The organism is Citrobacter sp. NCU1 (genome assembly GCF_010231475.1).
In the GTDB taxonomy this organism is placed as follows: domain Bacteria; phylum Pseudomonadota; class Gammaproteobacteria; order Enterobacterales; family Enterobacteriaceae; genus Citrobacter_D.
This window is the reverse complement of sequence record NZ_NRDO01000014.1, coordinates 18,517-42,973: the sequence shown is the minus strand read 5'-3', so window position 1 is coordinate 42,973 and position 24,457 is coordinate 18,517. Positions and strand designations below refer to the sequence as shown.

41 protein-coding genes, 1 tRNA gene and 1 pseudogene are annotated in these 24,457 nt (G+C 51.4%); 34 read left to right on the top strand and 9 right to left on the bottom strand.

The features are described 5' to 3' along the window. Positions 1–25 precede the first annotated feature (25 nt). From CJP72_RS06265 to CJP72_RS06225, 9 genes are all read right to left on the bottom strand, one after another. Complete coding sequence (locus CJP72_RS06265; protein WP_162380022.1) at positions 26–247, bottom strand: hypothetical protein; 222 nt, start codon at positions 245–247, stop codon at positions 26–28. Between the two features lie 10 nt (positions 248–257). Beyond that, positions 258–464 (bottom strand): cell division inhibitor protein, encoded by a 207-nt coding sequence (locus CJP72_RS06260; protein WP_162380021.1) that lies wholly within the window; start codon positions 462–464, stop codon positions 258–260. Further along, entirely contained in the window at positions 461–709 is a 249-nt protein-coding gene (locus tag CJP72_RS06255; RefSeq protein WP_193568615.1) for a hypothetical protein, read from the bottom strand. Before CJP72_RS06255 ends, CJP72_RS06260 begins: the two co-directional genes overlap by 4 nt. A gap of 159 nt (positions 710–868) precedes the next feature. Beyond that, positions 869–1,057, bottom strand: coding sequence for a DUF551 domain-containing protein (locus CJP72_RS06250; protein WP_162380020.1), 189 nt, complete (start codon positions 1,055–1,057; stop codon positions 869–871). Positions 1,058–1,126: 69 nt separating this feature from the next. Next, positions 1,127–1,339, bottom strand: a complete 213-nt coding sequence (locus CJP72_RS06245) for a hypothetical protein (RefSeq protein ID WP_162380019.1) — start codon at positions 1,337–1,339, stop codon at positions 1,127–1,129. A 54-nt stretch (positions 1,340–1,393) separates the two neighbouring features. Beyond that, positions 1,394–1,546, bottom strand: a complete 153-nt coding sequence (locus CJP72_RS06240) for a hypothetical protein (RefSeq protein WP_162380018.1) — start codon at positions 1,544–1,546, stop codon at positions 1,394–1,396. A 29-nt stretch (positions 1,547–1,575) separates the two neighbouring features. Continuing rightward, entirely contained in the window at positions 1,576–1,899 is a 324-nt protein-coding gene (locus CJP72_RS06235) for an antitermination protein N (RefSeq protein WP_162380017.1), read from the bottom strand. Positions 1,900–2,209: 310 nt separating this feature from the next. Beyond that, positions 2,210–2,617 carry a hypothetical protein gene (locus tag CJP72_RS06230; protein ID WP_162380016.1) on the bottom strand — a complete coding sequence of 136 codons (408 nt, stop codon included), beginning with the start codon at positions 2,615–2,617 and terminating at the stop codon, positions 2,210–2,212. After that, on the bottom strand, positions 2,614–3,246 hold the full coding sequence (locus CJP72_RS06225; RefSeq protein ID WP_162380015.1) for a LexA family protein: 633 nt from the start codon (positions 3,244–3,246) through the stop codon (positions 2,614–2,616). The genes CJP72_RS06230 and CJP72_RS06225 overlap by 4 nt, the downstream gene beginning before the upstream one ends. Positions 3,247–3,348: 102 nt before the next feature. Between CJP72_RS06225 and CJP72_RS06220 the strand changes: the two genes are divergently transcribed. The 34 genes and pseudogenes from CJP72_RS06220 (at position 3,349) to CJP72_RS06070 (ending at position 24,455) form a co-directional block, all read left to right on the top strand. Beyond that, positions 3,349–3,564 carry a helix-turn-helix domain-containing protein gene (locus CJP72_RS06220; protein WP_162380014.1) on the top strand — a complete coding sequence of 72 codons (216 nt, stop codon included), beginning with the start codon at positions 3,349–3,351 and terminating at the stop codon, positions 3,562–3,564. Between the two features lie 123 nt (positions 3,565–3,687). After that, entirely contained in the window at positions 3,688–3,987 is a 300-nt protein-coding gene (locus CJP72_RS06215; RefSeq protein WP_162380013.1) for a CII family transcriptional regulator, read from the top strand. A gap of 23 nt (positions 3,988–4,010) precedes the next feature. After that, positions 4,011–4,175, top strand: coding sequence for a hypothetical protein (locus tag CJP72_RS25215; RefSeq protein WP_193568612.1), 165 nt, complete (start codon positions 4,011–4,013; stop codon positions 4,173–4,175). Then, positions 4,162–5,247: a replication protein gene (locus CJP72_RS06210; RefSeq protein WP_162380012.1), complete on the top strand. Its 1,086-nt coding sequence runs from the start codon at positions 4,162–4,164 to the stop codon at positions 5,245–5,247. The genes CJP72_RS25215 and CJP72_RS06210 overlap by 14 nt, the downstream gene beginning before the upstream one ends. Further along, entirely contained in the window at positions 5,244–6,617 is a 1,374-nt protein-coding gene (locus CJP72_RS06205) for a replicative DNA helicase (RefSeq protein WP_162380011.1), read from the top strand. The genes CJP72_RS06210 and CJP72_RS06205 overlap by 4 nt, the downstream gene beginning before the upstream one ends. After that, a complete protein-coding gene (locus CJP72_RS06200; RefSeq protein ID WP_162380010.1) occupies positions 6,607–6,915 on the top strand; it encodes a hypothetical protein in 309 nt (102 codons plus the stop codon). Before CJP72_RS06205 ends, CJP72_RS06200 begins: the two co-directional genes overlap by 11 nt. Then, complete coding sequence (locus CJP72_RS06195; RefSeq protein WP_162380009.1) at positions 6,912–7,370, top strand: hypothetical protein; 459 nt, start codon at positions 6,912–6,914, stop codon at positions 7,368–7,370. The genes CJP72_RS06200 and CJP72_RS06195 overlap by 4 nt, the downstream gene beginning before the upstream one ends. Beyond that, a complete protein-coding gene (locus CJP72_RS06190) occupies positions 7,367–7,966 on the top strand; it encodes an ead/Ea22-like family protein (RefSeq protein WP_162380008.1) in 600 nt (199 codons plus the stop codon). The genes CJP72_RS06195 and CJP72_RS06190 overlap by 4 nt, the downstream gene beginning before the upstream one ends. A 1-nt stretch (position 7,967) precedes the next feature. After that, the gene (locus CJP72_RS06185) at positions 7,968–8,483 is read left to right on the top strand and encodes a hypothetical protein (RefSeq protein WP_162380007.1); all 516 of its coding nucleotides are present in this window, start codon (positions 7,968–7,970) and stop codon (positions 8,481–8,483) included. Beyond that, on the top strand, positions 8,480–8,974 hold the full coding sequence (locus CJP72_RS25210; protein ID WP_193568611.1) for a hypothetical protein: 495 nt from the start codon (positions 8,480–8,482) through the stop codon (positions 8,972–8,974). The genes CJP72_RS06185 and CJP72_RS25210 overlap by 4 nt, the downstream gene beginning before the upstream one ends. 381 nt (positions 8,975–9,355) lie before the next feature. Then, positions 9,356–9,811 (top strand): YbcN family protein, encoded by a 456-nt coding sequence (locus tag CJP72_RS06175; protein ID WP_162380006.1) that lies wholly within the window; start codon positions 9,356–9,358, stop codon positions 9,809–9,811. Beyond that, the gene (locus CJP72_RS06170; protein ID WP_162380005.1) at positions 9,811–9,978 is read left to right on the top strand and encodes a NinE family protein; all 168 of its coding nucleotides are present in this window, start codon (positions 9,811–9,813) and stop codon (positions 9,976–9,978) included. The genes CJP72_RS06175 and CJP72_RS06170 overlap by 1 nt, the downstream gene beginning before the upstream one ends. Beyond that, positions 9,975–10,643, top strand: coding sequence for a serine/threonine protein phosphatase (locus tag CJP72_RS06165; protein ID WP_162380004.1), 669 nt, complete (start codon positions 9,975–9,977; stop codon positions 10,641–10,643). The genes CJP72_RS06170 and CJP72_RS06165 overlap by 4 nt, the downstream gene beginning before the upstream one ends. Continuing rightward, positions 10,636–11,220, top strand: a pseudogene (locus tag CJP72_RS06160) (recombination protein NinG). Before CJP72_RS06165 ends, CJP72_RS06160 begins: the two are co-directional and overlap by 8 nt. Then, positions 11,217–11,342: a hypothetical protein gene (locus tag CJP72_RS25415; RefSeq protein WP_238340009.1), complete on the top strand. Its 126-nt coding sequence runs from the start codon at positions 11,217–11,219 to the stop codon at positions 11,340–11,342. The pseudogene CJP72_RS06160 and the gene CJP72_RS25415 overlap by 4 nt, the downstream one beginning before the upstream one ends. Next, positions 11,339–11,839, top strand: coding sequence for an antiterminator Q family protein (locus tag CJP72_RS06155; protein WP_162380003.1), 501 nt, complete (start codon positions 11,339–11,341; stop codon positions 11,837–11,839). Before CJP72_RS25415 ends, CJP72_RS06155 begins: the two co-directional genes overlap by 4 nt. Positions 11,840–11,935: 96 nt before the next feature. Further along, a tRNA-Ile gene (locus CJP72_RS06150) sits at positions 11,936–12,010 on the top strand. Between the two features lie 189 nt (positions 12,011–12,199). Next, the gene (locus CJP72_RS06145; protein WP_162380002.1) at positions 12,200–12,403 is read left to right on the top strand and encodes a phage holin family protein; all 204 of its coding nucleotides are present in this window, start codon (positions 12,200–12,202) and stop codon (positions 12,401–12,403) included. After that, complete coding sequence (locus CJP72_RS06140; RefSeq protein ID WP_162380027.1) at positions 12,381–12,878, top strand: lysozyme; 498 nt, start codon at positions 12,381–12,383, stop codon at positions 12,876–12,878. The genes CJP72_RS06145 and CJP72_RS06140 overlap by 23 nt, the downstream gene beginning before the upstream one ends. Then, positions 12,875–13,339 carry a lysis protein gene (locus tag CJP72_RS06135; protein WP_162380001.1) on the top strand — a complete coding sequence of 155 codons (465 nt, stop codon included), beginning with the start codon at positions 12,875–12,877 and terminating at the stop codon, positions 13,337–13,339. Before CJP72_RS06140 ends, CJP72_RS06135 begins: the two co-directional genes overlap by 4 nt. 283 nt (positions 13,340–13,622) lie before the next feature. Then, positions 13,623–13,865 (top strand): DUF2560 family protein, encoded by a 243-nt coding sequence (locus CJP72_RS06130; protein ID WP_162380000.1) that lies wholly within the window; start codon positions 13,623–13,625, stop codon positions 13,863–13,865. 3 nt (positions 13,866–13,868) lie between these two features. Beyond that, positions 13,869–14,156, top strand: a complete 288-nt coding sequence (locus tag CJP72_RS06125) for a hypothetical protein (RefSeq protein ID WP_162379999.1) — start codon at positions 13,869–13,871, stop codon at positions 14,154–14,156. 12 nt (positions 14,157–14,168) lie between these two features. Next, positions 14,169–14,531, top strand: a complete 363-nt coding sequence (locus CJP72_RS06120; RefSeq protein WP_162379998.1) for a hypothetical protein — start codon at positions 14,169–14,171, stop codon at positions 14,529–14,531. Beyond that, positions 14,521–14,667, top strand: a complete 147-nt coding sequence (locus tag CJP72_RS25205) for a hypothetical protein (protein ID WP_193568610.1) — start codon at positions 14,521–14,523, stop codon at positions 14,665–14,667. Before CJP72_RS06120 ends, CJP72_RS25205 begins: the two co-directional genes overlap by 11 nt. A gap of 2 nt (positions 14,668–14,669) precedes the next feature. After that, on the top strand, positions 14,670–15,158 hold the full coding sequence (locus CJP72_RS06115) for a DNA-packaging protein (RefSeq protein ID WP_162379997.1): 489 nt from the start codon (positions 14,670–14,672) through the stop codon (positions 15,156–15,158). Next, positions 15,136–16,635 (top strand): terminase large subunit domain-containing protein, encoded by a 1,500-nt coding sequence (locus CJP72_RS06110; RefSeq protein WP_162379996.1) that lies wholly within the window; start codon positions 15,136–15,138, stop codon positions 16,633–16,635. Before CJP72_RS06115 ends, CJP72_RS06110 begins: the two co-directional genes overlap by 23 nt. Further along, positions 16,635–18,806 (top strand): portal protein, encoded by a 2,172-nt coding sequence (locus tag CJP72_RS06105; RefSeq protein WP_162380026.1) that lies wholly within the window; start codon positions 16,635–16,637, stop codon positions 18,804–18,806. The genes CJP72_RS06110 and CJP72_RS06105 overlap by 1 nt, the downstream gene beginning before the upstream one ends. A 10-nt stretch (positions 18,807–18,816) precedes the next feature. Then, positions 18,817–19,725, top strand: a complete 909-nt coding sequence (locus CJP72_RS06100; RefSeq protein WP_162380025.1) for a scaffolding protein — start codon at positions 18,817–18,819, stop codon at positions 19,723–19,725. Continuing rightward, entirely contained in the window at positions 19,725–21,011 is a 1,287-nt protein-coding gene (locus tag CJP72_RS06095; RefSeq protein ID WP_162379995.1) for a P22 phage major capsid protein family protein, read from the top strand. Before CJP72_RS06100 ends, CJP72_RS06095 begins: the two co-directional genes overlap by 1 nt. Positions 21,012–21,067: 56 nt before the next feature. Next, positions 21,068–21,256, top strand: a complete 189-nt coding sequence (locus tag CJP72_RS06090; protein WP_162379994.1) for a hypothetical protein — start codon at positions 21,068–21,070, stop codon at positions 21,254–21,256. Beyond that, positions 21,234–21,734 (top strand): packaged DNA stabilization gp4 family protein, encoded by a 501-nt coding sequence (locus CJP72_RS06085; RefSeq protein WP_162379993.1) that lies wholly within the window; start codon positions 21,234–21,236, stop codon positions 21,732–21,734. Before CJP72_RS06090 ends, CJP72_RS06085 begins: the two co-directional genes overlap by 23 nt. Further along, the gene (locus CJP72_RS06080; RefSeq protein WP_162380024.1) at positions 21,734–23,152 is read left to right on the top strand and encodes a packaged DNA stabilization protein; all 1,419 of its coding nucleotides are present in this window, start codon (positions 21,734–21,736) and stop codon (positions 23,150–23,152) included. The genes CJP72_RS06085 and CJP72_RS06080 overlap by 1 nt, the downstream gene beginning before the upstream one ends. Then, positions 23,152–23,997, top strand: coding sequence for a tail needle knob protein (locus CJP72_RS06075; protein WP_162379992.1), 846 nt, complete (start codon positions 23,152–23,154; stop codon positions 23,995–23,997). The genes CJP72_RS06080 and CJP72_RS06075 overlap by 1 nt, the downstream gene beginning before the upstream one ends. After that, on the top strand, positions 23,997–24,455 hold the full coding sequence (locus CJP72_RS06070; RefSeq protein WP_162380023.1) for a DUF2824 family protein: 459 nt from the start codon (positions 23,997–23,999) through the stop codon (positions 24,453–24,455). The genes CJP72_RS06075 and CJP72_RS06070 overlap by 1 nt, the downstream gene beginning before the upstream one ends. Positions 24,456–24,457: the final 2 nt, after the last annotated feature.

Genomic DNA, 24,457 nt, shown 5'->3' with positions numbered 1-24,457 from the left:
GAGTCACCTCTGGTTGAGAGTTTACTCACTTAATCGCGTGTCCACTATTCGCGGGTAGGATCACATTAACCGAATATCCATCCCAATGATCGAATTCAGGAGAAAGCACGTTGTGATAACCAGCGCCGCGCAGCCTGAATTTTTTACGGGCGATTACGAAAACTCCTTCAACCACTCGACTTTTCATTCGCCACAAGTACATGCCAGCTGATTCTGGCTTTCGATCTGAATAATTAATCCATTCCATTATTCCATCCTCAATGCTTCAGTCCATTGCCGCGCCCGTCGAGATACACCTCAACAAGCAACTCGCGGGTGAATGTGCGTTCGCAGCCACGATGCAGATACAGCTTTCCGCGCTTGTGTGCTGATGCTGTCCAGGTGGCGTCTTTGTGCTTAACGAGCATGCCGGGCTGTACGGCGCCGCGGTTTACTTCCTGCGTTCCATAGTGATGTAGACTCATGATGCCTCCCGTGCGCGTAGCATGGCGTCTGCAAGCTGATATGCGCATTCAGCCATTTTGTCAGCAGAACTATCAGGTTCTGCCTCGAAGTAGCCACCCTCTAAAGCGGACCACGCCACCGCCATCGACTTTGCTGCGAAATAGTCCCGCAGCGTCATACCCTGACTATCAACGATGAAGTTTTCTGTCTTCCCCTTATGCACTCCAGAATATGGGAATGCCGGTCCGCCCGTTTCTTTGCTCATAATCATCTCCCGCGCTTCAGGCCGCGCCGCCGAACAAGGTTGATACAAGACTTCTGCGCTTGTGCAAGGACTGGCGGTGGATGGCCGCCGTTTGTCATAACTTGAACCACTCTGTGAATGGGTCAGGGTATGAGGAATTAAAAAACCCGCCGGAGCGGGTCATTCTGGATGATTGAGCATTGCCCAATGCGTTACTTCTTGCGGGGCATAGCGCTTCTTAAACGCGCCATTTGTGTAGATCCAGAAGTCATCTTCCTGCAGCCTTCCGAACTCATAATCACCATCAACGAAAAGCAGTAGCAGTCGTACTTTCGGTGGTTGTCTTTCGCTGCACTTAACCCATTCCATCGCCTTACCCTCTGTAGTTACCCGCATTGCGGGGAGAAATGTTAAATCTGGTCAGTTACACGCCATGACCTACAGCTCGTCACGAATCTGTGAGAGCGTGCTGATTGCCAGGTAATGACCACGCCGCTGATCTTCTGTTTTGTACGTACGCATATCGTCTTTGATCGATGCGATCGCCTTGTTCAGAACTTCAACTTGCGCTTCTTTAATCGCCTGTTTCCGTGGTTTCTGGCGCTTCTTCGGCAAGTTTCTTAAGCACGCCGGAATGTATGGCTGAGTCATAAAAAATCCTCTTGTGATTCAGCCCAGCCCACTCATTGAATGGGCTGGAATAAGTCAGAAATTCCACGGTTTAGCCGACAACTCACTCGCCAGCTTTCTCGCCTCTGCCTTTCCGCCGACTTCGTACTTCTCTTCCGTCAGGCGACCATCGACACCAATGACCAGGAACTTCTGTGACCGGCTTGCGTAGTAGTGTGCTGTTTTCATAATTGCGCCCTTATCGTGCTGTAACCTGCTTAAATCAGTGGGGTAGATTTTCCGCGGGATTTCTGTACCGCATGAATTTTGTTTCCGAACGGGTTCTCATCCTTGTACCAGGTGCGGTGATTATTGCGCTCAACAGCTTCAGCGCGTTTTTCCATCTCCTCCCGATACTCAGCCAGCACCGTCAAATCAATTGGGTTCACAGCGCTTTCTACGCGTGATTTCGGCTTGCGAGTCAGCGACAGAACGGGGCGGTTATCTGGCTTAGCGCTAACCCCAACTAACAGGGGATTTGCAGCTTTCCATTCGGCCTGTTTCTCTGCGCGGCGTTCGCGGCGGCGTGCTTGTGCATCCATTGTGGATCTCCTGTCAGTTAGCTTTGGTGGTGCCGCGCCGGGTGCTTATCTTCCGGTTGCTGTCGATGCAGCTGCAATTCACGCCACCCCAAAGCTTTCTGCTTTGAATTACGCCCTTCTTCAGGGCCAGATTTTTAAGAGCATCACCGTCCTGGTGAGTAGTGCGTCCTGCTGATGGGATAAATTTACAAGATAGTTTGTATTGTGCCTACAAGGAATATTGTATTTTTAGGCATGAAAAACAAACTCCGTTGTTTTTAAACGGAAAATAGTTTGTTTTTTATATGAGTGCTTTGAGGTGGGGTGCGGGTTAGTTAGTGCATGTTCCAGCTACGTCACCGACAAAAGCTTTTGTAGATGTGAGCTTCTGATATCCCGGGATGTTCATTACTTTGGAATATATGACTTTTTTATCTTTCGTTACGGACCATGTTTCCACGGTTATTCCGCCTCCAGATTGGTAGCTTCCAACCATGGTATTGCCAGATAGCGGAACGTAAGAAAGATCAGAAACAGATGAGCCATCCATATTTTTTAATGTCGCAACGTCACCATTGATAGTCAGCTTGAAAGCAACCCCTGTCATTGCATCGTCAATGAAATCATATCCATCTTCGCTAAATGAAGATTTTCCTTGAAGCCCTGAGATAATCCAGCAATCTGCGTTAACTACAGGTGATAGAGAAAGGAATGCTATGGCAATTATGTATTTTCTCATATGAATTTAACCCTTGCCTCAACAACAACGCCGATGATCTTGCAGTTTCCATTGATAGGTATCATTGGCCATGCTGGATTCAATCCTTTTAGATATTTCATGCCGCCATCAATGACTAATTTTTTAAAGGTAGCCTCATTAGCATCAATCAGCTTCGCAACAACAAGACTACCGTTGGATGGCTCCCTCCCGGTGTCAACAAGAACCAGATGCCCTTCTGGTATGCTTTGTCCTGCTGGTGATGTCATTGAATCCCCCTCCACTCGAAGCCAGAATCCATCACCTAACATGTGAATATCGCTGTCATACCATTCTTCAATGTCTTTGAGATTATATGGCTCACATGCTTCCGCCCAGCATCCTGCACTTACCGCACTAATCAACGGATATTTCCCCTTTGGGCTATTTGGGCCCGCATATTCTACATTGGCTTCAGGAGATCCATTTAAAAGCCAATCAACACTAGTTCCTAATGCAATAGCAAGCTCAGGCAGGAACCTGGGCCTCTTCGTTTTGCCGTTTTCAAGTTGCTCAATCGATTGCTGTGTCGTACCAACCCTCTCAGCAAGTTCAACCTGGTTAAGCCCTAATTGAATTCTTTTGCTTTTTACCCTGGAAGAAATACTCATAGACACCCCTGTAAATTAACCTCCATGGTTACAAGAAAAACTGTAATTGACAAACAAGATACTTTGTATGAAAATACAAGAAAGTTTGTAGGAGGAGGCATTATGCAAACATTATCGGAACGCCTCAAAAATAAACGAGTGTCACTGAAGATGACCCAATCCGAGCTTGCTACAAAAGCCGGTATAAAACAGCAATCAATCCAATTGATTGAAGCTGGAGTCACAAAGCGTCCTCGCTTCTTATTTGAGATTGCAATAGCTCTTAACTGTGACCCTGCGTGGCTTCAGTACGGAGAAAAAGACGGCAAAGCCGCCTAAGTAACACCCGCTCTTATCACATCTCAGCCCTGAAAAAGGGCGCATCAAAACAAACAAGTCTCTATGGCTCTGCGTGTTCGCGCATGGCCTTTAACTATTTCAACACCATAGGAATTATCACACATGGAAAATGCAACTAACCGCAACAAGGCCAATGCCAGACGCATTGAGTCCTGGTTGCTCAATCAAATATCCCTTCGTGGGTCTTGCAACATAGCAAAAGCAATTGGCGTCGATAAATCGCAGATCACCCGATGGAAAGAAAGTTGGCTGCCGAAGATGGCAATGCTGTTGGCTGTTCTGGAGTGGGGCGTTGTTGATGAGGATATGGCCCGGCTGGCGGAGATGGTCGCTGAGGTTCTGACAAAGAAAAAGTCCCAGGCGGCAACCCGGGACTCTTCACAACTAACGATTGAATTTTAACGCATTCAACAGGAGTCATTTTAATGGCTAATAGCAAAAAGTACCAGGAAAAAGAGGAGCGGCGCCACCCGGATTCACCGGATGGATTGGTCGTCGCCGCGTCAAAGAACCGGGCGTTTGCTGAACGTTTCGTCGGCATGGTGCGTCTGGCTCTGATCAGTGCGGGGGTGAAGAATGGGCGTCGTTAAGCAGATAGCAGACTACAGGCCGCCGCTGGAGGTCGTGGAGCATCGTGTGGCGCAGCTTGAAGATGGGTTTACTCGCGTTGCTAATGAGCTTATTGATGCTGTCATGGCGTCAGGATTAAGCGAAACAGAGATGTGTATTGTGCTGGCAGTCTGGCGCAAGACATACGGATTCAACAAGAAAATTGACTGGGTTAGCAACGAACAGCTTGAGCAAATGGTTGGCAAGCATCACACCCATTGTTCAACAGCAAAAAACCTGCTGATCACCAAGAAAGTCTTTATCCAGGAAGGGCGGAAAGTTGGCATGAATACCAACATTTCTGAGTGGAAAACGAAGTTTAACGGATTCTGCAAAACATTAGCTAAACCTGCTAAGAAAACATTAGCAGAAGTTGCTAACGGAACTAAGCAGAAGTTGCTAACCACAAAAGACAATAACCAAAAGACAGAAAGACAAGATCCCCCTAAATCCCCCGAGGGGGGAAACCTTCTCGCTCAGGGAGTGATGGATTACTTCAACGAGCTGACAGGAAGCCGTTGCTCAAAACTGGCTCCATTTGAAAAAGTTCTCTCCACCGTGAAAAGCAAAGGGGAGTGCTACACAGCTGACGAACTGAAGCTGGTTATCCGGTGGGCCCATGTGAACTGGGGTCACAGCTTCAAACCGGAGAACCTGTGCCGCATGACCCGGTTTGATGGATACCTGTCAGACGCCCTGATTTGGGCTGATGGGCAGGGAAGTAACCCGACGGCATGCCCTCACGAAGAAATCATTTCGACCTGGAACAGCAAGTTCCCGGAGAAAGCCATTGCTCAGCACGAATGGAACCGCCGCCGCCCGGCGTACCGGAATCTCGAAGCGGTCTGGAACGGTAAGACCAGCCAGGGTAACTGGCGCGAGCTGAAGCACATGTCCAGAGCTTTCGACTTGATCGGAAAATCGAACCTGTTCTCCGACTCGGCAGGTAAGCATTGGCTTACGCTGGACTGGATCCTGAACCCTAAGAACTGGGGGCAGGTTTACGAACAGGCCATCAACGAACACCGCCAGCGCAATGGAGTTACAGCATGAGCCGCTTTATCGATTTGTACGTTGAACAGTCCGTTATCGGGGCGATCATGCTCGCTGCGGGTCGCGCGGATGGCGCTGATATGGCGACAGACGCGATTGAAGGGCTGACGGAAGAGCATTTCACCTCAATGCCACACAAGCTGGCGCTGCGCGCTTACAAGCGCCTTAACGATGCCGGGGAGAAGATAGACCTCCTGACGCTTACCAGCGACCTTGAGCAGATCGGATTGCTGGACGAGGCCGGTGGATTCGGATATCTGGCAGAGTGCAGCAAAAACACGCCGTCCTTTGCAAACCTGGCTGTGTACTGCGAGAAACTCCGCGAGATGCAACTTGGTCGCCGGATGACACTGGCTCTTCAGGTAGGAATCCAGAAACTGTCAGAACCTTCTACGGATGGAATCACTGACATTATCGGAAATATTCAGGCCGATATATCCGGTATTGAGCATAACGCTGATTACGGCACTGAGCACATCACCACCGGGATCGACATGTCGCTTGATACCATCCAGGCGATTATCAGCGGTGACATCTGGAAGTACAAAACCGAGTTGGGCATGTCCACCATCGACAGTGCGTTCGGCGGATTCAACAACACGGATTTCATCGTCGTTGGCGGACGCCCGGGTATGGGTAAGACCATGTTCAGCACCACCGTAACGGAAACCGTTGGCCTGAAAAACAACAAGCCAGTCCTTTTCTTCAGCCTGGAAATGCCAGTAGAGCAGATCTCTGAACGAGTTGCTTTCCACCGGGCGCGCGTCAGCAAAGAGGATTTACTTAGCAACCGAAGTGGTGTGATGGATGAAGCGTGGGGGAAGGTTGGCCACTGCATGAAGGAGTTCATCGACTCCCCGATCTACATCAACGACAAAACGTCGCTCAGCGTTCACCAGGTCAGATCTGAAGCGCGCCGCATGAGCAAAAAACTCGGCGGTCTTGGCGTAATCATTGTCGACTACCTCCAGAAAATGCGCATGTCAGACCCGGAAAATATGAACCGCAGCGTAGGGGAGATCGCTACCGGCCTGAAGAACCTGGCGAAAGAGTTGCGTTGCCCGGTCATCGCTCTGGCTCAGCTAAACCGAAACCTTGAGCAGCGCGCAAATAAGCGGCCTGTCGCCGCAGACCTGCGTGAATCCGGTGTTATTGAGCAAGAAGCTGACGTGATCTTCATGGTGTACCGGGATGAGAAATACAACCCGAATACCGAACTGAAAGGAATCACGGAAATTATCTGCGTTAAATCCCGCCACGCGCCGGGCGCCGAAAAAACATATCACTTCAGCAGTCGTTACTCCGGACTGGATCCGGTGGCATGGACTCAAAACGAACGCGACGCACAGGAGATGGATTATGAGTGCTAATAACGAATCACGTAACACACGGGAAATTATCGAAGCTGAATACCCGGAATTCCCCGAGACCATCCTCCACGCCGAACTATGCCGCGCATGTGCTCGTATAGACGGTCGCAGCATCAAACAGGCACTGAAAGGCTTTGCTCTTGCCCGTATCGAAAAGGTTGATAGCAAGCCACTCAAAGGCGCACTGGAGCAGATGGCATCCAGCATGTTCCCTGAGACAGAGATAGCCCGTATCCGCTCCTGTGTTGGTCGCATGGAATCGGCACTGGTGAAGACATTCGGAGTGAAAAGAGCATGAATATTAAACGTTATGAAATGGTTGAGAAATCAAGAGGCCCAGAACGATTTGATGTCCTGGGGGAAAGCGCTGATGGTTCATATGTTAATTACGATGACCACGTTGCTGTAGTTGCCGAGATGGAAGCAAGATGCGCGGCGCTGGCTGCGGAGAATGCTGGGCTGAAAGAGTACAGACCACAGCCCGGTGGTGCAGCCATGATGGAGGCTCTTGATGCTTTCGAGGCTCAGGATGATTATCCAGAAGGCGGCATGATGGATGCATTCGAAATTCTTTGCTGCAAGCAAGTTAAAACCCCGTCGACCGACGCTTTCCTGGCTGAAGTGCTGGCGCAGGGTGTGGAAGGGGCTATTGAAATTATCATGATCCACATGAATCACCAGCATCATGCAATTGGAACGGCGATTAATATTCTTCGAACTCATGCCGCACAGCTTCGCCAGGAGGCCAAATGAGCATCATCAACAAACAGGCGCTGCGTGAAGCGGCGGAGAAGGCGACTCCAGGTAAGTGGTGGATTGATTCTCACGGACAAGCAATGGTGGCGTTTGTTGGAAGCGACGTGCTGGAAGTGTTTGCAACCGATAATAAGCGAGATGCAGTTCGACATGCAGATACCGGAAATCTCTCTCGATGGAGAAATGATAATGACGCGACATTCATCGCTACCGCTAACCCTTCCACCGTACTGGAGCTGCTGGATGAACTGGAAGCCAAAGACAAGCGCATAGCAGAGCAGCAAAGCGATAATGCATACATCCGCAACCGGTATAAAGAACTGGACCTGTTAATCGGGAAAAACATTCTGGTCATGCAGGCTGCGATTATTGAATGGCAGGCAACTGGCGATGCGAAGAACGGTCTGTCATGGATTTATAACACGCTGTTTGGCCCTGGCGAATTGCCGGACGAAGCAGAGAAAGATGCTCAGGACTACTTTAACCGTAAATATGCTCCGATTGACGAAGAGCTTATGGCGCTTCACAAGTGGTTTTGGGAGCAAAGCGAAGCCGAACGCGTCGCCGCTGGCATCAAAATAAAAGGAAAGTGAGATGGCTTTAACTCATGACGAACTTTGCCAAATAGCGTACTCATTCCTTAAGCGCAATGGGTTCAAGGTTTGTTTTCATGACCGCTTTATTGCGGTAACCAGCACAGGTGAGCAGCCTGATGCTATGGGGTTCAGAAATTTTGCATCTTGCCTAATCGAAGCGAAGTGTTCACGCGCAGATCTGCTTGCAGACAGGAAAAAGCGGTTTCGCCAGCAACCTGAATTAGGCATGGGAGATTGGCGGTTTTTTATCAGTGAGCCTGGCATCATTTCAGTTGAAGACTTACCGAGCGGGTGGGGATTGCTGCACGTGGTTAACGGAAAGGTGCGCAAAGTGCATGGCTGGCCAATTGGTAACTGCTGCTGGGGAAGTCCTGAAGATAAGCCGTTCACAGGCAACAAGCAGGTCGAATGCGATTACATGCTGTCTGCTTTGCGTCGCATGGAACTGCGTGGGCACCTCAATGAAATTTATGACGGCGTGATAGTCAATAAGCCAGAAGGAATCGCATCATGAAAACTAACAACCACCCGGCACACTCCCCTCTGACATCCCGTCGTCTTCACCAGATGCGCGACATACTCAGCAAAGCCGCAGCACAACGTGACGGTGGAGATATTGGCTATGCGATGTCTGACGCGGTGAAGCTGATTAATGAGGTGCTGTCATCGGATGATGGACGCGACCAATTCGAAGAATGGTTCAAGTTCCACTACGGCAACGAGCATTCAATCGTAAAACTGCACCGGGCTAACGGCGGTGCCAATTACCGTGACCCGCATGTCGATTTAGCGTGGATTGCGTGGAAGGACTCCCGCGCCGCCATGCTTCCGGCTGGCAGCTCTCCGGTAATTCCGGATGGCTGGGTGATGGTGCCGATTGAGCCGACAGTAGAAATGCGCAAGGCCTTTCACAAGGCAAATGATGAGGCTGATAGCTTTGTTAGCCCGGACCATCAGTGGGATGCAATGCTCGCAGCAGCACCGCAGCAGGAGGTGCTGCTGTGATATTAATCCCAGAAAAAATCCAGTACTTATCATTCTATAGACAGTTGGTTATTGGTCTTCATCAGCGATTCTGCGCACACAACTGGTGCGAGCATTTCCACATTATTTGCACTGACAATATTGGAGGGCACTTTGGTTTTATTCAAGAATACTGCCCTAAGTGCGGAAAAATTAAATAACACAAACGCAACATCAAGCAACGTTGATAACGCGTAATCAATAAGCCATAATCATGTCACCGGAGCCTGAACAACTCCGGTGACTTCTGCGCATATGATTGGGAAATTATATGCGACCACAATCTGAACACATCACCCTGTCACAGATGCAGAAATGCACCTGCGATTTTCTGCATTCTGCGGTTTCTGTCATGGAGGCCGTATGATCCTTCCAGTTGACGGCATCAAACTTCATCGCGGTAATTTTGCAGCGATAGTCCAGCAGATTCAGCCATTGCTCGATGCTGGCCAGTGCTTCCGATTACAGGTTAAACCGTGGCGTGAGAAGCGCAGCCTTTCTCAGAACGCGCTCAGCCACATGTGGTACACCGAAATCAGTGACTATCTCATTGCGCGCGGAAAGGCGTTTGCCACTCCTGAATGGGTGAAGGACGCTCTCAAGCACACCTATCTCGGATACGAAACCAAAGAGCGTATCGACGTTGTAACCGGGGAAGTAACGGCCATTCAGTCGCTGCGCCACACTGCCGATCTGGATACTGGCGACATGTACGTATTCCTGTGCAAAGTCGAAGCATGGTCGATGAATATCGGCTGCCACCTGACCATTCCGCAGAGCTGCGAGTATCAGCTGCTGCGCGATAAGCAGGAGGCGTAATGGCTAATCCACTCGCTCGCGTCATCAGCAACCACATATTTAAAGTCCCGGCACGCCGCAAGCGCAAGCCGGAGCTTAAGCCATCCGACATACCCACATTTCACTATACGGCTCACCTGGCTGACGTTCGCTGGTTGCGCCACGCTGCCAGAAGGAAATCCCCATGAGCATGTATCAACGCATTAACGGCGCTGACTGGCGCAATATCTATGTCGTTGGCGATCTGCATGGTTGCTACACGCTGCTGATGAATGAACTTGATGCTATTGGCTTCGACCCTGCACAAGACCTGCTGATCTCCGTCGGCGACCTGGTAGACCGTGGGGCCGAAAACGTGGAATGTCTTGAGTTGATTATGATGCCGTGGTTCCGCGCTGTACGTGGCAATCACGAGCAGATGATGATTGATGGCCTGTCAGAGTATGGCAACGTCAATCACTGGCTGGTTAACGGTGGTGGCTGGTTCTTCAACCTCGACTATGACAAAGAGGTACTGGCAAAGGCGCTGGTGCACAAAGCCGCTGAACTTCCTCTAATCATCGAAGTGGTGACCGGCGATAAGAAAACGGTCATCTGCCATGCAGACTACCCGAGCAACGAATACGAATTCGACAAGCCAGTAGATGCTGAGATGGTTATCTGGAACCGTGAACGTGTGAGTGATGCGCAGGACTGGATCACCCACGAAATCACTGGTGCCGACCTGTTCATCTTTGGGCATACCCCGGCGCGCGCACCCCTCAAATACGCCAACCAGATGTACATCGATACTGGTGCCGTGTTCTGCGGAAATCTTACGTTTGTGAATCTTCAGCGGGGTGACCATGCGTAAACCATCCCGCCGCAAGTGCAAGGTATGCGGAGAGAAGTTTACTCCGCAATACGACAACATTCGTTGGTGCTGTCCGGAGCATGGTGCTCAGTTCTCTATGCAGGAACTCGAGAGGAAACGCGAGAAGCAACAGCGAGAGAAGGACAAAACAGAGCGCGCCGCCTGGCAGGAAAGAAAAGCCGCCGTTAAGCCACTCAGCCACTGGATCAGCATGACTCAGCGCGCGGTGAACGACTGGCGCCGGGAAATGCTTCTGGCCGCCGGACATGGCTGCATATCCTGTGGCACCAAAACCGCTTTCGCCTGGCATGCCGGTCACTACAGGACGACGGCCGCCGCCCCGCAACTCCGCTTTACTGACGACAACATCTAGCTTCAGTGCAGCGCCTGCAACGTTCACAAATCAGGAAACATTGAGGCGTATCGCGTTGCTCTGGTTGAACTGATTGGCGAGGAACGCGTTACGGCGCTGGAGTGCAACAACGAAACCCACCGATATACCCGGGAAGAACTGGCAGACATCCGGGCGCAGGCCAGAGCAAATCTTCGCGCATTGAAACAGCAGGAGGCCGCATGACCAGGGAACAGATCGAACGCTATCAGGCGGAAAGCATAGCTCGCGCATATCTGAAACCAATAGCGAAGCACAGCCAAAACCAGCATACCAAAACCAAAAAGCCAGAAGGAGCAGCCGCATGAAACTGGAATTAAACAACGAGCAGCATCAGTGGATTGACCAATGGCTCCAACTCTGGGGGGCGTGGGCGCAGACCGGCAAGATTAACAAATCGATGATCAACATGATTGCCAAGTTCATGGCTACCGTTCAGCCGCAGGAGGTATCCCGTCCAGTGTGCAGCGACGACGACGGCATGCTGATTGATGCAGTTCTCCGCCATTACCTGAAGAACATCGATGAGAACGCATGGCGGGTTATCTTCGCTTACTACGTTTGCAACTCAAGTGAAATACGGATCGCCACCTGGCAGCATGCTATTTCCGGCCCGCGAGTGATGAAGACCAGATCCGGCAACCAGTATAAGCGCCCGAGCATCTCCACTATTCGCCGAGAAGTGAAGGACACCATCAATGCGGCGCTGTTCTGTTTGTACCAACCGATGCAAAATGCGTTCATCGAGCGCGATAATGCGAGAAAAATTGCGAAAAACACGCAAAAGTCGCTTGCATTCCAATGAACAAATGAGCACAATTAATCGTATATGTTGCCATTGTTGTGTGTGACATAACATTTCTAATTAATGAGCCCGAGGTTAACGCCTTGGGCTTTTTATTTGCCTGTAGCTAAGCGGTAAAGCACCCAACTCATAATTGGATGATCGCTGGTTCGAATCCAGCCAGGCGAACCATAACCCAGCCAGGGTACCTTCGACCAAAGAGTCGACATTTGAAACACCCTCATCTTCCCGGTCTGCTGCCGGGTTTTTTATTCCAGGCTCACGGGAATCACCCTCGACATACCTCGTTGATCACCAGCCCGTGAAGCCTGACCTTTTCAAAACACACAGCACCCCGACAAAAATTTCGGAGGTGAGAGTATGTATCGCATGGACAAAATCAGAGAGTGGCTCAGCTACTGGTTTGGAGGGATTACGACAATGGGCGGGGTCCTATCTCTAAATGACTGGGCAATCATCATTGGTATCGTATGCACCGTGGGAACCTTTGGTATTAACTGGTACTACAAACGAAAAGAACGAGAGGATCGTCTAAATGGCAATGCCCCCAGCGTTCAGAAATAGTGTTGTGGCGGCGGCAGGTGGTGGGGCTATCGCGATTGCCTCCGCACTGATAACCGGCCCTACCGGCAATGATGGGCTTGAAGGTGTTCGTTACGATCCGTATCGTGATGTTGTCGGAGTGATGACCGTCTGCTACGGACACACTGGCAGAGACATCATGCTCGGCAAGAAATACACCGAAGCTGAATGCCGCGCTCTGCTGAATAAAGACCTCAACACTGTAGCGCGCCAGATTGACCCATATATCAAAACTGACATACCGGAACCGATGCGCGGGGCGCTTTACTCCTTCGTTTATAACGTCGGTGCCGGTAACTTCCAGACATCAACTCTGCTTCGCAAAATCAACCAGGGTGATAACAAAGGCGCATGCGATCAGCTTCGTCGCTGGACATACGCCGGTGGAAAGCAGTGGAAAGGCCTGGTGACTCGCCGCGAGATTGAGCGCGAAGTATGCCTGTGGGGTCAGAAATGAGCCGACTATCAGCCATCATTTCCGCTGTGGTGATATGCGCTCTCGTCTGTCTTGGCTGGGCGGTTAATCACTACCGCGATAACGCCATTGAGTACAAAGGCCAGCGCGATAAAGCCACTGAAAAGCTCAACCTGGCTAACGCCACCATCGCCGACATGACCACCCGTCAGCGTGACGTTGCGGTGCTCGATGCGAAATACACGAAGGAATTAGACGATGCGCAAAAAACCATTAGCGATTTGCGTCGGGATGTCGATTCTGGCGCTAAACGGCTGCGCGTCGCCGCAACCTGCAATAACGTGCGTGAAGCCGCCGAATCCCCCAGCGTGGATGATGCAGCCGGCACCGAACTTACTGGATCCGCTCAACGGGATTATTTCACTCTCCGAGAGCGAATTGAAATCATCACCAGGCAAGTAGCTGGCCTGCAGGAATACATCAACACGCAGTGTCTGAGGTGAAAATGAAATTAATCAAGCGCCTGTTCTGTACCCATCATTATCGGCTGTTCCGCACCATTCACGGCGATGAAGCCAACTACGCAAGAAGCGAATGGCGATGCGTTAAGTGCGACAAGCACAGATACAGCAAGCACCTGAGCAAACTTAGCGATTAACTTCGTTTATAAAATTCTGACAAGGCCATCTGTACGGTGGCTTTCACAGAGTTTTGTATAGGTTTGTAGCAGTCGCAGTGTCGGGCAGTCCCGGCAAAATACACCTATAACCCAGTGGAATATTCTAAATGTCAGAGATTACAGAAATGACGGACGTCCAGCAGATGAACCTCGAAATCCTTCGACTGGTTATGTCTGACACCGCAGCAGCCGAAAAGGCGATCGGATTCGTTGGTGGAAACAGGCTCAACTTCGAGTTGTTTAAAGATCAGTATCAACTGGCTGGCGCCGAAACCACTCCGCTATCCCGGACTGAAAAAGCGATCCGTGAAGCGAAGGAAGCATTAACTCTCTTCTCTACTGGAGTCTAAACAATGAATCAGCAAGAACTCCCGCGCTATCAGTGTCACAAAAAAGTATGGGCTCTGAAAATTGAACATGTTAGCCATAATCCAAATCCTGATATTACTGGCGCAAGCGGAGCGGCAAGCTACGGTGGCACTATCTATCCAGAAGACAAAACGTATCAGCCATTCGATATAAGCGCAGAATATATCTGCAAGCACCGTCCTATGCCTGGTGGTTACTACGTTGTCTATGAGGATGGATATGAATCATATTCACCAGTTGAGGCATTTGAATCTGGATACACAAAAATCTAACAGGAAATAACCATGGCGAATCCACCTAAGTATTCGATTCCTCTATTCAACTGCGCCGATGTCGTGTTGCTAATGGATCGTGATGAAGCAAAGGAATATTTAGCGAAACTTGATCTTGAATGGGACTTGTCTGGATTTAACGGATTCGCATATAGCCACACAAGAAAGGGAAAGGCACCACTCCTGATTATGGGTGTCTTCGTTCATGAGCCATCGGTTCTTGCTCATGAGGCATGCCATTTGGCCTTTGAGATTTGTCATCACGTCGGAGTGCCAACAAATAACAACGAAATGAATGAGACGTTTTGCTATCTGGTTCAGAGAATTGTTTACGCGTTCCTTCCCTACATACAGGAAAAGAAAGATGCCGCTTAAAAAAGGTCGCAGCAAAAAGGTTATCGGTGAAAACATCGCAACCGAGATGAAAAAAGGCAGGCCGCAGGACCAGGCGATCGCCATCGCAATGGATAAAGCCGGTAAGGGAAAGAAGAAACCGAAGAAGGGATATTAATCATGGCAGCGCCAAAAGGTAACCGATTCTGGGAGGCTCGCAGCAGTCATGGGCGCAACCCGAAGTTCGAATCGCCTGAGGCGCTGTGGTCAGCATGCTGCGAATACTTTCAGTGGGTAGAAGAACATCCGCTGTGGGAGATGAAGGCATTCTCGTATCAGGGAGAAGTGACGCAAGAACCGATCGCCAAGATGCGTGCAATGACCATCACTGGACTGACGCTATTCCTCGATGTGACATTGGAAACCTGGCGTACATATCGAATGCGAGAAGATTTATCTGAGGTCGTCACGCGAGCAGAGCAAATCATCTACGACCAGAAGTTCTCCGGAGCAGCAGCCGACCTTCTCAACGCCAACATCATCGCCCGTGACCTGGGCCTCAAAGAGCAGTCGCAAGTTGAAGACGTGACACCTGATAAGGGAGATCGCGATAAGCGCCGCTCTCGTATTCAGGAGTTACTCAACCGTGGAAAGCGAAGCGATTCTTGATGACCTGACGGAAGACGAGCAGATCGAATTGCTTGAGCTTCTGGAGGAAGAGGAGCGATACCGGGAAACGCACCTGCTGTATGAGTTCTCCCCTTATGGCAAACAGCGTGAGTTTATCGAGGCTGGAGCTGATTATCCTGAACGCTGCTTCATGGCTGGTAACCAGTTGGGCAAGTCCTACACTGGCGGCGCAGAGGTAGCATTCCATCTCACCGGCCGCTATCCCGGCACGAAAGGTTATCCTGCTGATGGCGCATACGGCGATACGTGGGGCGGTAAGCGCTTCTATGAGCCGGTTGTGTTCTGGGTTGGTGGCGAGACAAACGAAACTGTAACGAAGACGACTCAGCGCATCCTGTGCGGTCGTATCGAGGAGAATGATGAACCTGGCTACGGGTCAATACCGAAAGAGGACATCATCAGCTGGAAGAAGTCGCCATTCTTTCCGAACCTTGTCGATCACTTGCTGGTTAAGCATCACAACGCCGACGGCGTAGAAGACGGCATATCCATCTGCTACTTCAAACCGTACTCGCAGGGTCGCGCCCGCTGGCAAGGTGACACAATCCACGGCGTCTGGTTCGATGAAGAGCCGCCATACAGTATTTACGGCGAAGGTCTTACCCGTACTAACAAATACGGACAGTTTTCAATGCTGACGTTTACCCCACTGATGGGTATGTCAGACGTTGTTACCAAATTCCTGAAGAATCCGAGCAAGGCGCAGAAGGTTGTCACCATGACAATCTACGACGCCGACCACTACAGCGACGAACTGAAAGAGCAAATCATCGCTGGCTATCCAGAGCACGAACGTGAAGCTCGCGCCAAGGGTATCCCGACAATGGGTAGTGGCCGCATCTTCCAGATCCCTGAAGAAACGGTGAAGTGTCAGCCGTTCGAGTGCCCTGATCACTTCTACGTTATCGACGGGCAGGACTTCGGCTGGAATCACCCGCAGGCTCATATCCAGCTGTGGTGGGATAAAGACGAAGATGTGTTCTATCTGGCTAGGGTCTGGAAGAAGTCAGAGAATACAGCCGTGCAAGCGTGGGGCGCCGTTAAGTCGTGGGCAAATAAAATACCTGTCGCGTGGCCTCATGATGGTCATCAGCATGAGAAGGGCGGCGGTGAGCAGCTCAAGACACAGTATGCCGATGCAGGATTCCTGATGCTAGGTGAACACGCCACCTTCGCTGAAGGCGGTAACTCTGTCGAGTCTGGCATCAGTGAGCTACGCGATTTGATGCTCGAAGGACGGTTCAAAGTTTTCAATACCTGCGAGCCTTTCTTTGAAGAGTTCCGACTGTATCACCGGGACGAGAACGGGAAGATCGTCAAGACAAATGACGATGTGCTTGATGCCGTGCGCTACGGCTACATGATGAGACGCTTCGCCAAACTGATGCGCGACATCAAAACCCCGAAAGAGAAAAAAATACCCGCACCGATTAAACCTGTCGCACGGAGAAGATGATGGCAGACAATGAACGACTCAACGCCATTCTGTGCCAGTTCGACATAGACTGGTCGTCGGGCGATGAAGCCAGAACTGAGGCGACAAACGATCTTTATTTTAGTCGGATCAGCCAGTGGGATGATTGGCTTAGCGATTACACGACGCTTGCCTATAGGGGGCAGTTCGATGTGGTTCGCCCGGTAGTTCGAAAACTGATAGCAGAGATGCGGCAGAACCCGATTGATGTGCTTTATCGTCCGAAGGACGGAGCGGATCCGAACAGCGCTGATGTGCTGATGGGGATGTACCGAACCGACATGCGTCATAATGCTGCCCGTTCAGCGGTAAACGTCGCCGTCCGCGAGCAGATTGAATGTGGCGTTGGTCACTGGCGCCTGGTCACCGAGTACGAAGACAACAGCCTCACGTCACGCAACCAGGTGATCCGACGTCGACCACTTCACGAGTCATGCTCTCATGTCGTATGGGATTGCAACGCGAAAGAGCAGGACAAGAGCGACGCGCGCCACTGTACGGTGATTCAGCCATTCAGTCGCGAAGGCTGGAAGGTTTACGCAGAAGAGAACGGCTTCGATGCTGAAGAGATGCCGACATTCCAGAGTCCGGACAGCAACTGGGATTTCCCGTGGATGTCGAAGGATGTCGTGTATGTCGGTGAGTATTACGAGGTAGAGACGAAAACTGAGAAGGTATTCATCTACCAGGATCCGCTAACCGGGCAGCCGTCGGCATACTACCAGCGCGATATCAAAGAGGTAATCGACGAACTGGCAGAGAAAGGCTTCGTGAAGATTGGCGAGCGCAAGGTTAAGCGCCGCCGGGTTTACAAGTCGATTATCACCTGCACCGACATTCTGAAAGACCGAGAGCTTATCGCCGGTGAGCATATCCCTATCGTTCCGGCATACGGTGAGTGGGGATTTGCTGGCGACAAAGAGGTGTTCGAGGGCGTCGTAAGACTGACCAAAGACGGCCAGCGCCTGCGTAACATGATCATGTCATTCAACGCTGATATCGTCGCCCGCAACCCGCAGAAGAAGCCATTCTTCTACGCCGAGCAAATAGCCGGATATGAGCACATGTACGGCGGTGATGATGCCTATCCGTACTACCTGCTAAACATGAAGGATGAGAGCGGGGCCGACCTTCCTCCGTCACCCGTTTCCTACATGGAGAGCCCGGAAGTTCCGCAGGCCAACGCCTACATGCTGGAAGCAGCAACCAGCTCTGTGAAGGAAGTATCAAGCATCGGCGTTAACCCGGAGACAGTCCGCAGCCAAGTGGCTTTCGATACCGTCAACCAGTTGAACCAGCGCGCAGACCTGGAAACTTTCGTATTCCAGGACAACCTCGCTACTGCAATGCGCCGTGATGGTGAGATTTACCAGTCGATGGTTAACGACATCTACGACGTGCCGCGCGATGTGACTATGACGCTGGAAGACGGCAGCGAGAAGGATGTGAAAATTCTTACTCAGGTTGTCGACTATCAGTCAGGCAACGTTGTCACGCTTAACGACATTCGCGGTCGCTATGAGTGCTACACCGACACCGGGCCATCATTCCAGAGCATGAAGGAGCAGAACCGCGCTGAGATTCAGGACTTGCTGACTAAGGTTCCACCGGGAACACCAGAGTGGCAGATGCTGTTGCTGCAATACTTCACTTTACTCGACGGTAAGGGTGTCGAGATGATGCGCGAGTACGCCAACAAGCAACTCGTCATGATGGGCATGAAGAAGCCGGAGACGCAGGAAGAGATCCAGATGGTACAGCAGGCTCAACAGCAGCCGAAAGAGCCGTCACCTGAGCAAGTTCAGGCACAAGGAATTCTTCTTCAGGGTCAGGCTGAGCTTCTCAAGGCGCAGAACCAGCAGGTTCAACTGCAGGTCGATGCTGCCAAGGTCGAAAGCGCCAATCAACTTAACCAGGCGAAGATCGCCGAAATCTTCAACAATATGGATCTGGATAAGCAAGCCGCTTTCCGTGAATTCCTTGACCTCATGCAGCGCGAGCAGAACGAAAGCTCAGCCAACGCGCGGGCAAACGCAGAATTACTACTCAAAGGCAATGGCCAGCAGCATTCACAGCGCATGGACATAGCCAACATCCTGCAATCGCAGAGACAAAACACCTCACCGGCAGAGCAGCCGAGCAAACCTCAATAAGAGAGAGTTAATCATGAAAACCACCGAAATTCAGGAAGCTGAAGGCCACCTCCTGCCCATCGATACTACGGCGGCATCCGCAGTCGATCCTTCGCTAAATGCCAATAGCGAAACTGGACAGGAAGAAGGCTTTGATGTCGTCCTGAAAGACGATGAGAGCAAACCAAAACAAGACCCGGCAACCAACGCGCAATTTGCACAGCGTCGACTTGAGCGCAAGCGTCAACGCGATCTTGAGCAGCAGGCCGCCGCAGTGCAGCGCGGAGAATTGCCGGAGAACTTGCGGGTAAACCCTGATCTCCCACCTCAGCCAAACGCCAACGACTTCTTTTCTGATGAAGCGATGGAGAAATATGGATGGGACAGCGGCCGCGCTCAGGCAGCATTCCAGCAGGCGAACAATGAGTGGCTTATCAAAGCTCAGGACGCCCGTAGCAATGCTGTTGCCGAACAGGTCCGAAAGACTCAGGAATACTCCCAGCAGTCAGCGCAATACGTCGAAGCAGCCCGTAAACACTATGACGCGGCGGAGAAACTCAACATTCCTGATTATCAGGAGAAAGAAGATGCGTTCATGCAGATCGTACCGGCACCGGTGGCGACTGACATCATGCGCCTGTTCCCCGAGAAATCCGCCGCGCTCATGTATCACCTGGGAGCCAACCCGGAGAAAGCCCGCCAGTTGCTGGCGATGGACGGACAGCTCGCGCTGATTGAATTGGCCAGACTATCAGATCGTTTAACTCTCAAGCCGCGCGGTCAGCAAGTTTCCGCCGCCCCCAATCCTGACGAGCCTCTACAGGGTCAGGCTGTTGCTGCCAATATTTCAGCGTTAGAAAAGCGCATGAATGAAGCGGCCAGTAAGGGTGACACGGACACTTACCGCAAGCTAAAAGCTCAATTGAAAGGAATTAAATAATGGCACTTAATGAAGGTCAGGTAATCACCTTTATGCTCGATGAAGTTATCGAGACCATTGAAAATCTCACGCCGATGGCTCAACGCGTCGGAAAATACGAACCTCCTACTGCAGACATGCAGCGCTCGCAGAACACCGTGTGGATGCCGCTGGAGCAGGAAGCTCCGACGATGCCTGGCTGGGACTTGACCGGGCAGGCGACCGGCATTCTTGAGCTGGCCGTAAAATGCAACATGGGCGTACCGGATAACGACTTCTTCCAGTTGCGCGCTGATGATCTGCGTGATGAGCGATCTCTGCGTCGTCGCATCCAGGCGTCCGGTAAGAAACTGGCAAACAACGTTGAGTCGGCTATCGCCAAGCAGGCGGCAGAGATGGGCTCTCTCGTGGTTACCAGCCCGGATCCGATTGGCACCGCAACCACGGGGTGGGACTTCATCTCTGAAGCCGAAGAGTTGATCTTCTCCCGTGAGCTTAACCGTAGCTCTGGCCTGTCTTTCTTCTTCAACGGGAAAGACTACCGCGGCGCCGGGCAGGATCTGACGGGCAAAGACTTCTACGGTCGCATCCCGGAAGACGCCTACAAGAGCGGAACCATTCAGAAGCAGGTTGCAGGCTTCAACGATGTGCTGCGTTCCCCGAAGATGCCGACGCTGACAGCGTCAACCGCAACCGGCATCACGGTAAGCGGTGCGCAGAAGTTCCAGCCGCTGGCATGGGTTGCTGATACCGACGGCAACCGTGAAAACGTGGACAACCGCGTTGCAACGGTGGTGCTGTCTTCCACCACCGGCTTCAAGCGTGGCGACAAGATCAGCTTTACCGGCGTGAAATTCCTGTCTCAGATGGCGAAGAACGTCCTGACTCACGACGCAACGTTCAGCATCACCCGCGTTATCGATGCGACTCACGTCGAAATCACGCCGAAACCGATCGCGCTGAACGACACGTCTCTGACCAAAGAGCAACTGGCTTACGCTAACGTAAACACCTCTCTGGCTGATACGACGCCTGTTACCGTGCTTAACACCACTACCGCAGAAACCAACGTGTTCTGGGCTGATGACTCCATCCGCCTGGTGTCGCAGCCAATCCCGATCAACCACGAACTGTTCTCCGGCATGAAAACGAAGAGCTTCGCAATTCCGAGCGTCGGCCTGAATGGTGTTGTGGCGTACCAGGGTGACATCAACACGCTGTCTGGAAAGTGCCGTATCGCTCTCTGGTACGCACCTACCGCAGTGCGTCCGGAAGCAATCGGTGTTGGTCTGGCAAGTCAGGCTTAATGTCACGGATGTCGTAATCACAGGGGCTTCGGCCCCTTTAATTTTTGGAGCGTGACATGTCAAAAATGCTTTTTAAGCCAGGAAAGGCGAAAACGTGGAAAGGCGTCGGCTATGACTGGAAAATCGTGAGCGAAGACCAGATTAGTGAGCATCTCGATGCTGGTTGGTTGTCACATCCAGATGACCTGCTTAAACGTGGCCGCAAACCAAAGGCGGTAGCAGATGAATCTGACGACGAAGAATGATCTGGTTCTCGCGGCGTTGCGCAAGCTCGGTATCGCCTCCGATTCCACGCTAACCGACGTTGAGCCGCAGTCTACAGGTGACGCCGTAAATGACCTCGAGATGATGATGGCTGAATGGCTGGGCGGTGATGACTCGCCTGGTATCAGTATCGGATATCTGTTTGCGCCTGATGGCGAACCTGCACAGCCTGGCGATGACCACGGATTGCAGAATAATACGCTAAACGCCGTCATTACCAACCTTGCGTGCCGCATCGCTACTGACTATGGCCGAGAAGCATCTGGCAAGCTCGTAACCACAGCCAGATACGGCAAAGAACAACTCGTTAAACTGTCAGCAATGTCGCGGGCGGTCGATGCGAAATGCAAAGCCGGTTATCCAAACCGCATGCCGATTGGAAGTGGAAATCGCCTGGCCAATCAGGTTGGGTGGCGATACTTCCATCGTAAAGATCCATGCAATAACGGGAGCGAATGATGCCTGTTCAGCAAATACCACTGATGCGCGGGCTTGGTAAGAGTTTCAGCGACGCAGACTATATCGACCTGTTGCCGACAAACATGCTTGCCGTGCCGAAAGAGGTACTCAACAGCAATGGGTATTTGCGTTCATTCCCGGGCATAGAGAAGCGACGCGATGTTAACGGTGTATCGCGTGGCGTTCAGTTCAACACGTCTCAGAACTCCGTTTATCGCGTCTGTGGCGGGAAGCTTTACCGTGGAGAGGCTGAAGTCGGTGATGTGTCAGGGACGGCGCGTACTCCTATGGCCCATAGCCGTACATCTCAGGCGGTGGTGACCGGCGGCCAGGTTGTTCTGTACCGGTATGACGGAACGGTAAAGACCATCGCCAACTGGCCTGTTGATTCGACGTACATCCAGTATGAGCTCGGATCCGCTCGTGATGTTGTTCGCGTCCGTGGTCGCTACGCATGGTCGAAAGATGGCTCTGATTCATTCTTCATTTCCGACCTTGAGGATGAATCGCACCCTGACCGGTTATCCGCAGAGTACCGGGCTGAATCGCAGCCTGACGGTATCATCGGAATGGGCGTGTGGCATGACTATATCGTGTGCTTTGGTTCGTCAACCATTGAGTATTTCACGCTGACTGGTGCAACTACTGCTGGCGCCGCGCTTTATGTGAACAACCCTGCATACATGGTGCAAAAAGGCATCGCGGGAACATTCTGCAAGACCGTGTTTATGGATGCGTTCGCGATTGTCAGCAACCAGGCGTCCGGAGCCCCGTCGGTATATCTCGTTGACTCTGGACGAGCTGTTCCGATCTCCACCGCGCGCATCGATAAATATCTTCGCGAATACACGGCGGGAGAACTGGCCACGTGTGTTCTTGAATCGCTGCGTTTTGACTCACACGAGTTACTGATAGTGCATTTGCCTCGCCATGTGCTGGTGTATGACGGATCAGCAAGTCAGAACGGCCCGCAATGGTCGGTGCTGAAAACCGGACTTAACGATGATGTCTATAGATCCATCGACTTCATGTATGAAGGCAACGAAATCACCTGTGGCGATAAAACAGAAGCGGTGACCGGGAATACAAAAACAGATATCTCAAGCCAGTACGGAAAGCAGCAGGAGCACTTGCTGTTTACTCCACTCATCAAGGCTGATAACGCTCTGTTATTCGACCTGGAACTTGAGTCCAGTACCGGCGTTGCGCAGATTGCCGATCGGTTGCTTATCTCTGCCACTACTGACGGAATTAACTGGGGAAGAGAGCAGATGATTCCGTGGAATGCGCCATTCCGCTACGACTCACGAACCATCTGGCGCCGTGTTGGGCGAGTGCGGAAAAACATAGCATTCAAATTCCGCGTAATCACAAAAGCTCCTGTCACATTATCAGGGCTCTCAATCAGGGCTGAATAATGGCAGATCCCAATCTGAATGTGCCTGTCATCGTGCAGGCGATCGGTGTTATGGCTGCATCGTTGCCATCGATATTTACCCCCGCATACCAGCAGTACGTTTTAAGCCAGACAGAAGACTTTAAAAATGTTGCTGGGAAGGCGAACGAAGCCGGGCAAGGGGCATACGATGCGCAGGTAAAAAACGATGAGCAGGATACAATCCTCGTTGACCACGAAATCAGGCTCGACGCCGCAGAAGCAAAAATACAAAACCATGAAACAAGGATAACAAACGCAGAAGCGGCCATAGTTAGCCTTGATTCACGGATGACAACAGCAGAAAACGACATTGATTTTCTGACTGATGAAGTCATTTCCATACAGGCGTCTCTTGCAGACCACGAAACGCGAATTGACGCTCTTGAATACGCCGTCACGAGGAAGAAGTCAGAGGTTATTTACACCGGGATAAGCCTGCCGATAACCACAACAGCGACCAACCTGATTTCGTTGATAAAAACTCTAACGCCAGCATCAGGAACACTCGCGCCGTTCTTCGACACCGTCAACAACAAGATGGTCGTCTACAACGAGAATAAAAGCGTCCAGTTTAAGTTGTCTCTCGTTGGGTCGTGGCCTGGTGGAACAGGTAACCGCTCTATGCAATTGACGTTCTCTGGCACAGTCCCTGACACGCTGGTAAACGACAGGACTGCAATTACCACCACTGACAACATCTTGCTGGCAACCTTCTTCAGTGTTGATAAAAACGGCTTCCTTGCCACCAATGGTAGCACGCTGACTATTAAGTCAAACGGCGCAACATTCACTGCCACCACCATCAAAATTATCGCGGAGCAATGATGATCACATTCAAGCAAACGCGAGACGCCGATCTGGTTGAGGCCGTCGGAAACCATCCTGACATCATCGCTGGCAGCAACAATGGCGATGGGTATGACTACAAGCCTGACACGAAATACTTTGAGGTGCATGTGCATGGTGAGTTCGGCGGCATCGTCTACTACCAAGAAACGCAACCCCTGACATTCGACTGCCATGCGATGTATCTGCCAAACGCCAGGGGATTCAGCAAAGACATCGGCCTTGCATTCTGGCGACACATCATTGCCACTACCAATTTCGCCTGCGTCATCTCCTATGCTGCGCGAAAATTTCGCCACGGGCAGATCTACTGCACGATGATCGGCATGACCCGCGTAGGCACCATCAGGAAGTATTTCAAAGGCGTCGATGACGTCACCTTCTATTCAGCAACCAGAGAAGAGTTAGAAGCCTTCCTCCAAAAAAGCAGGAGTTAATC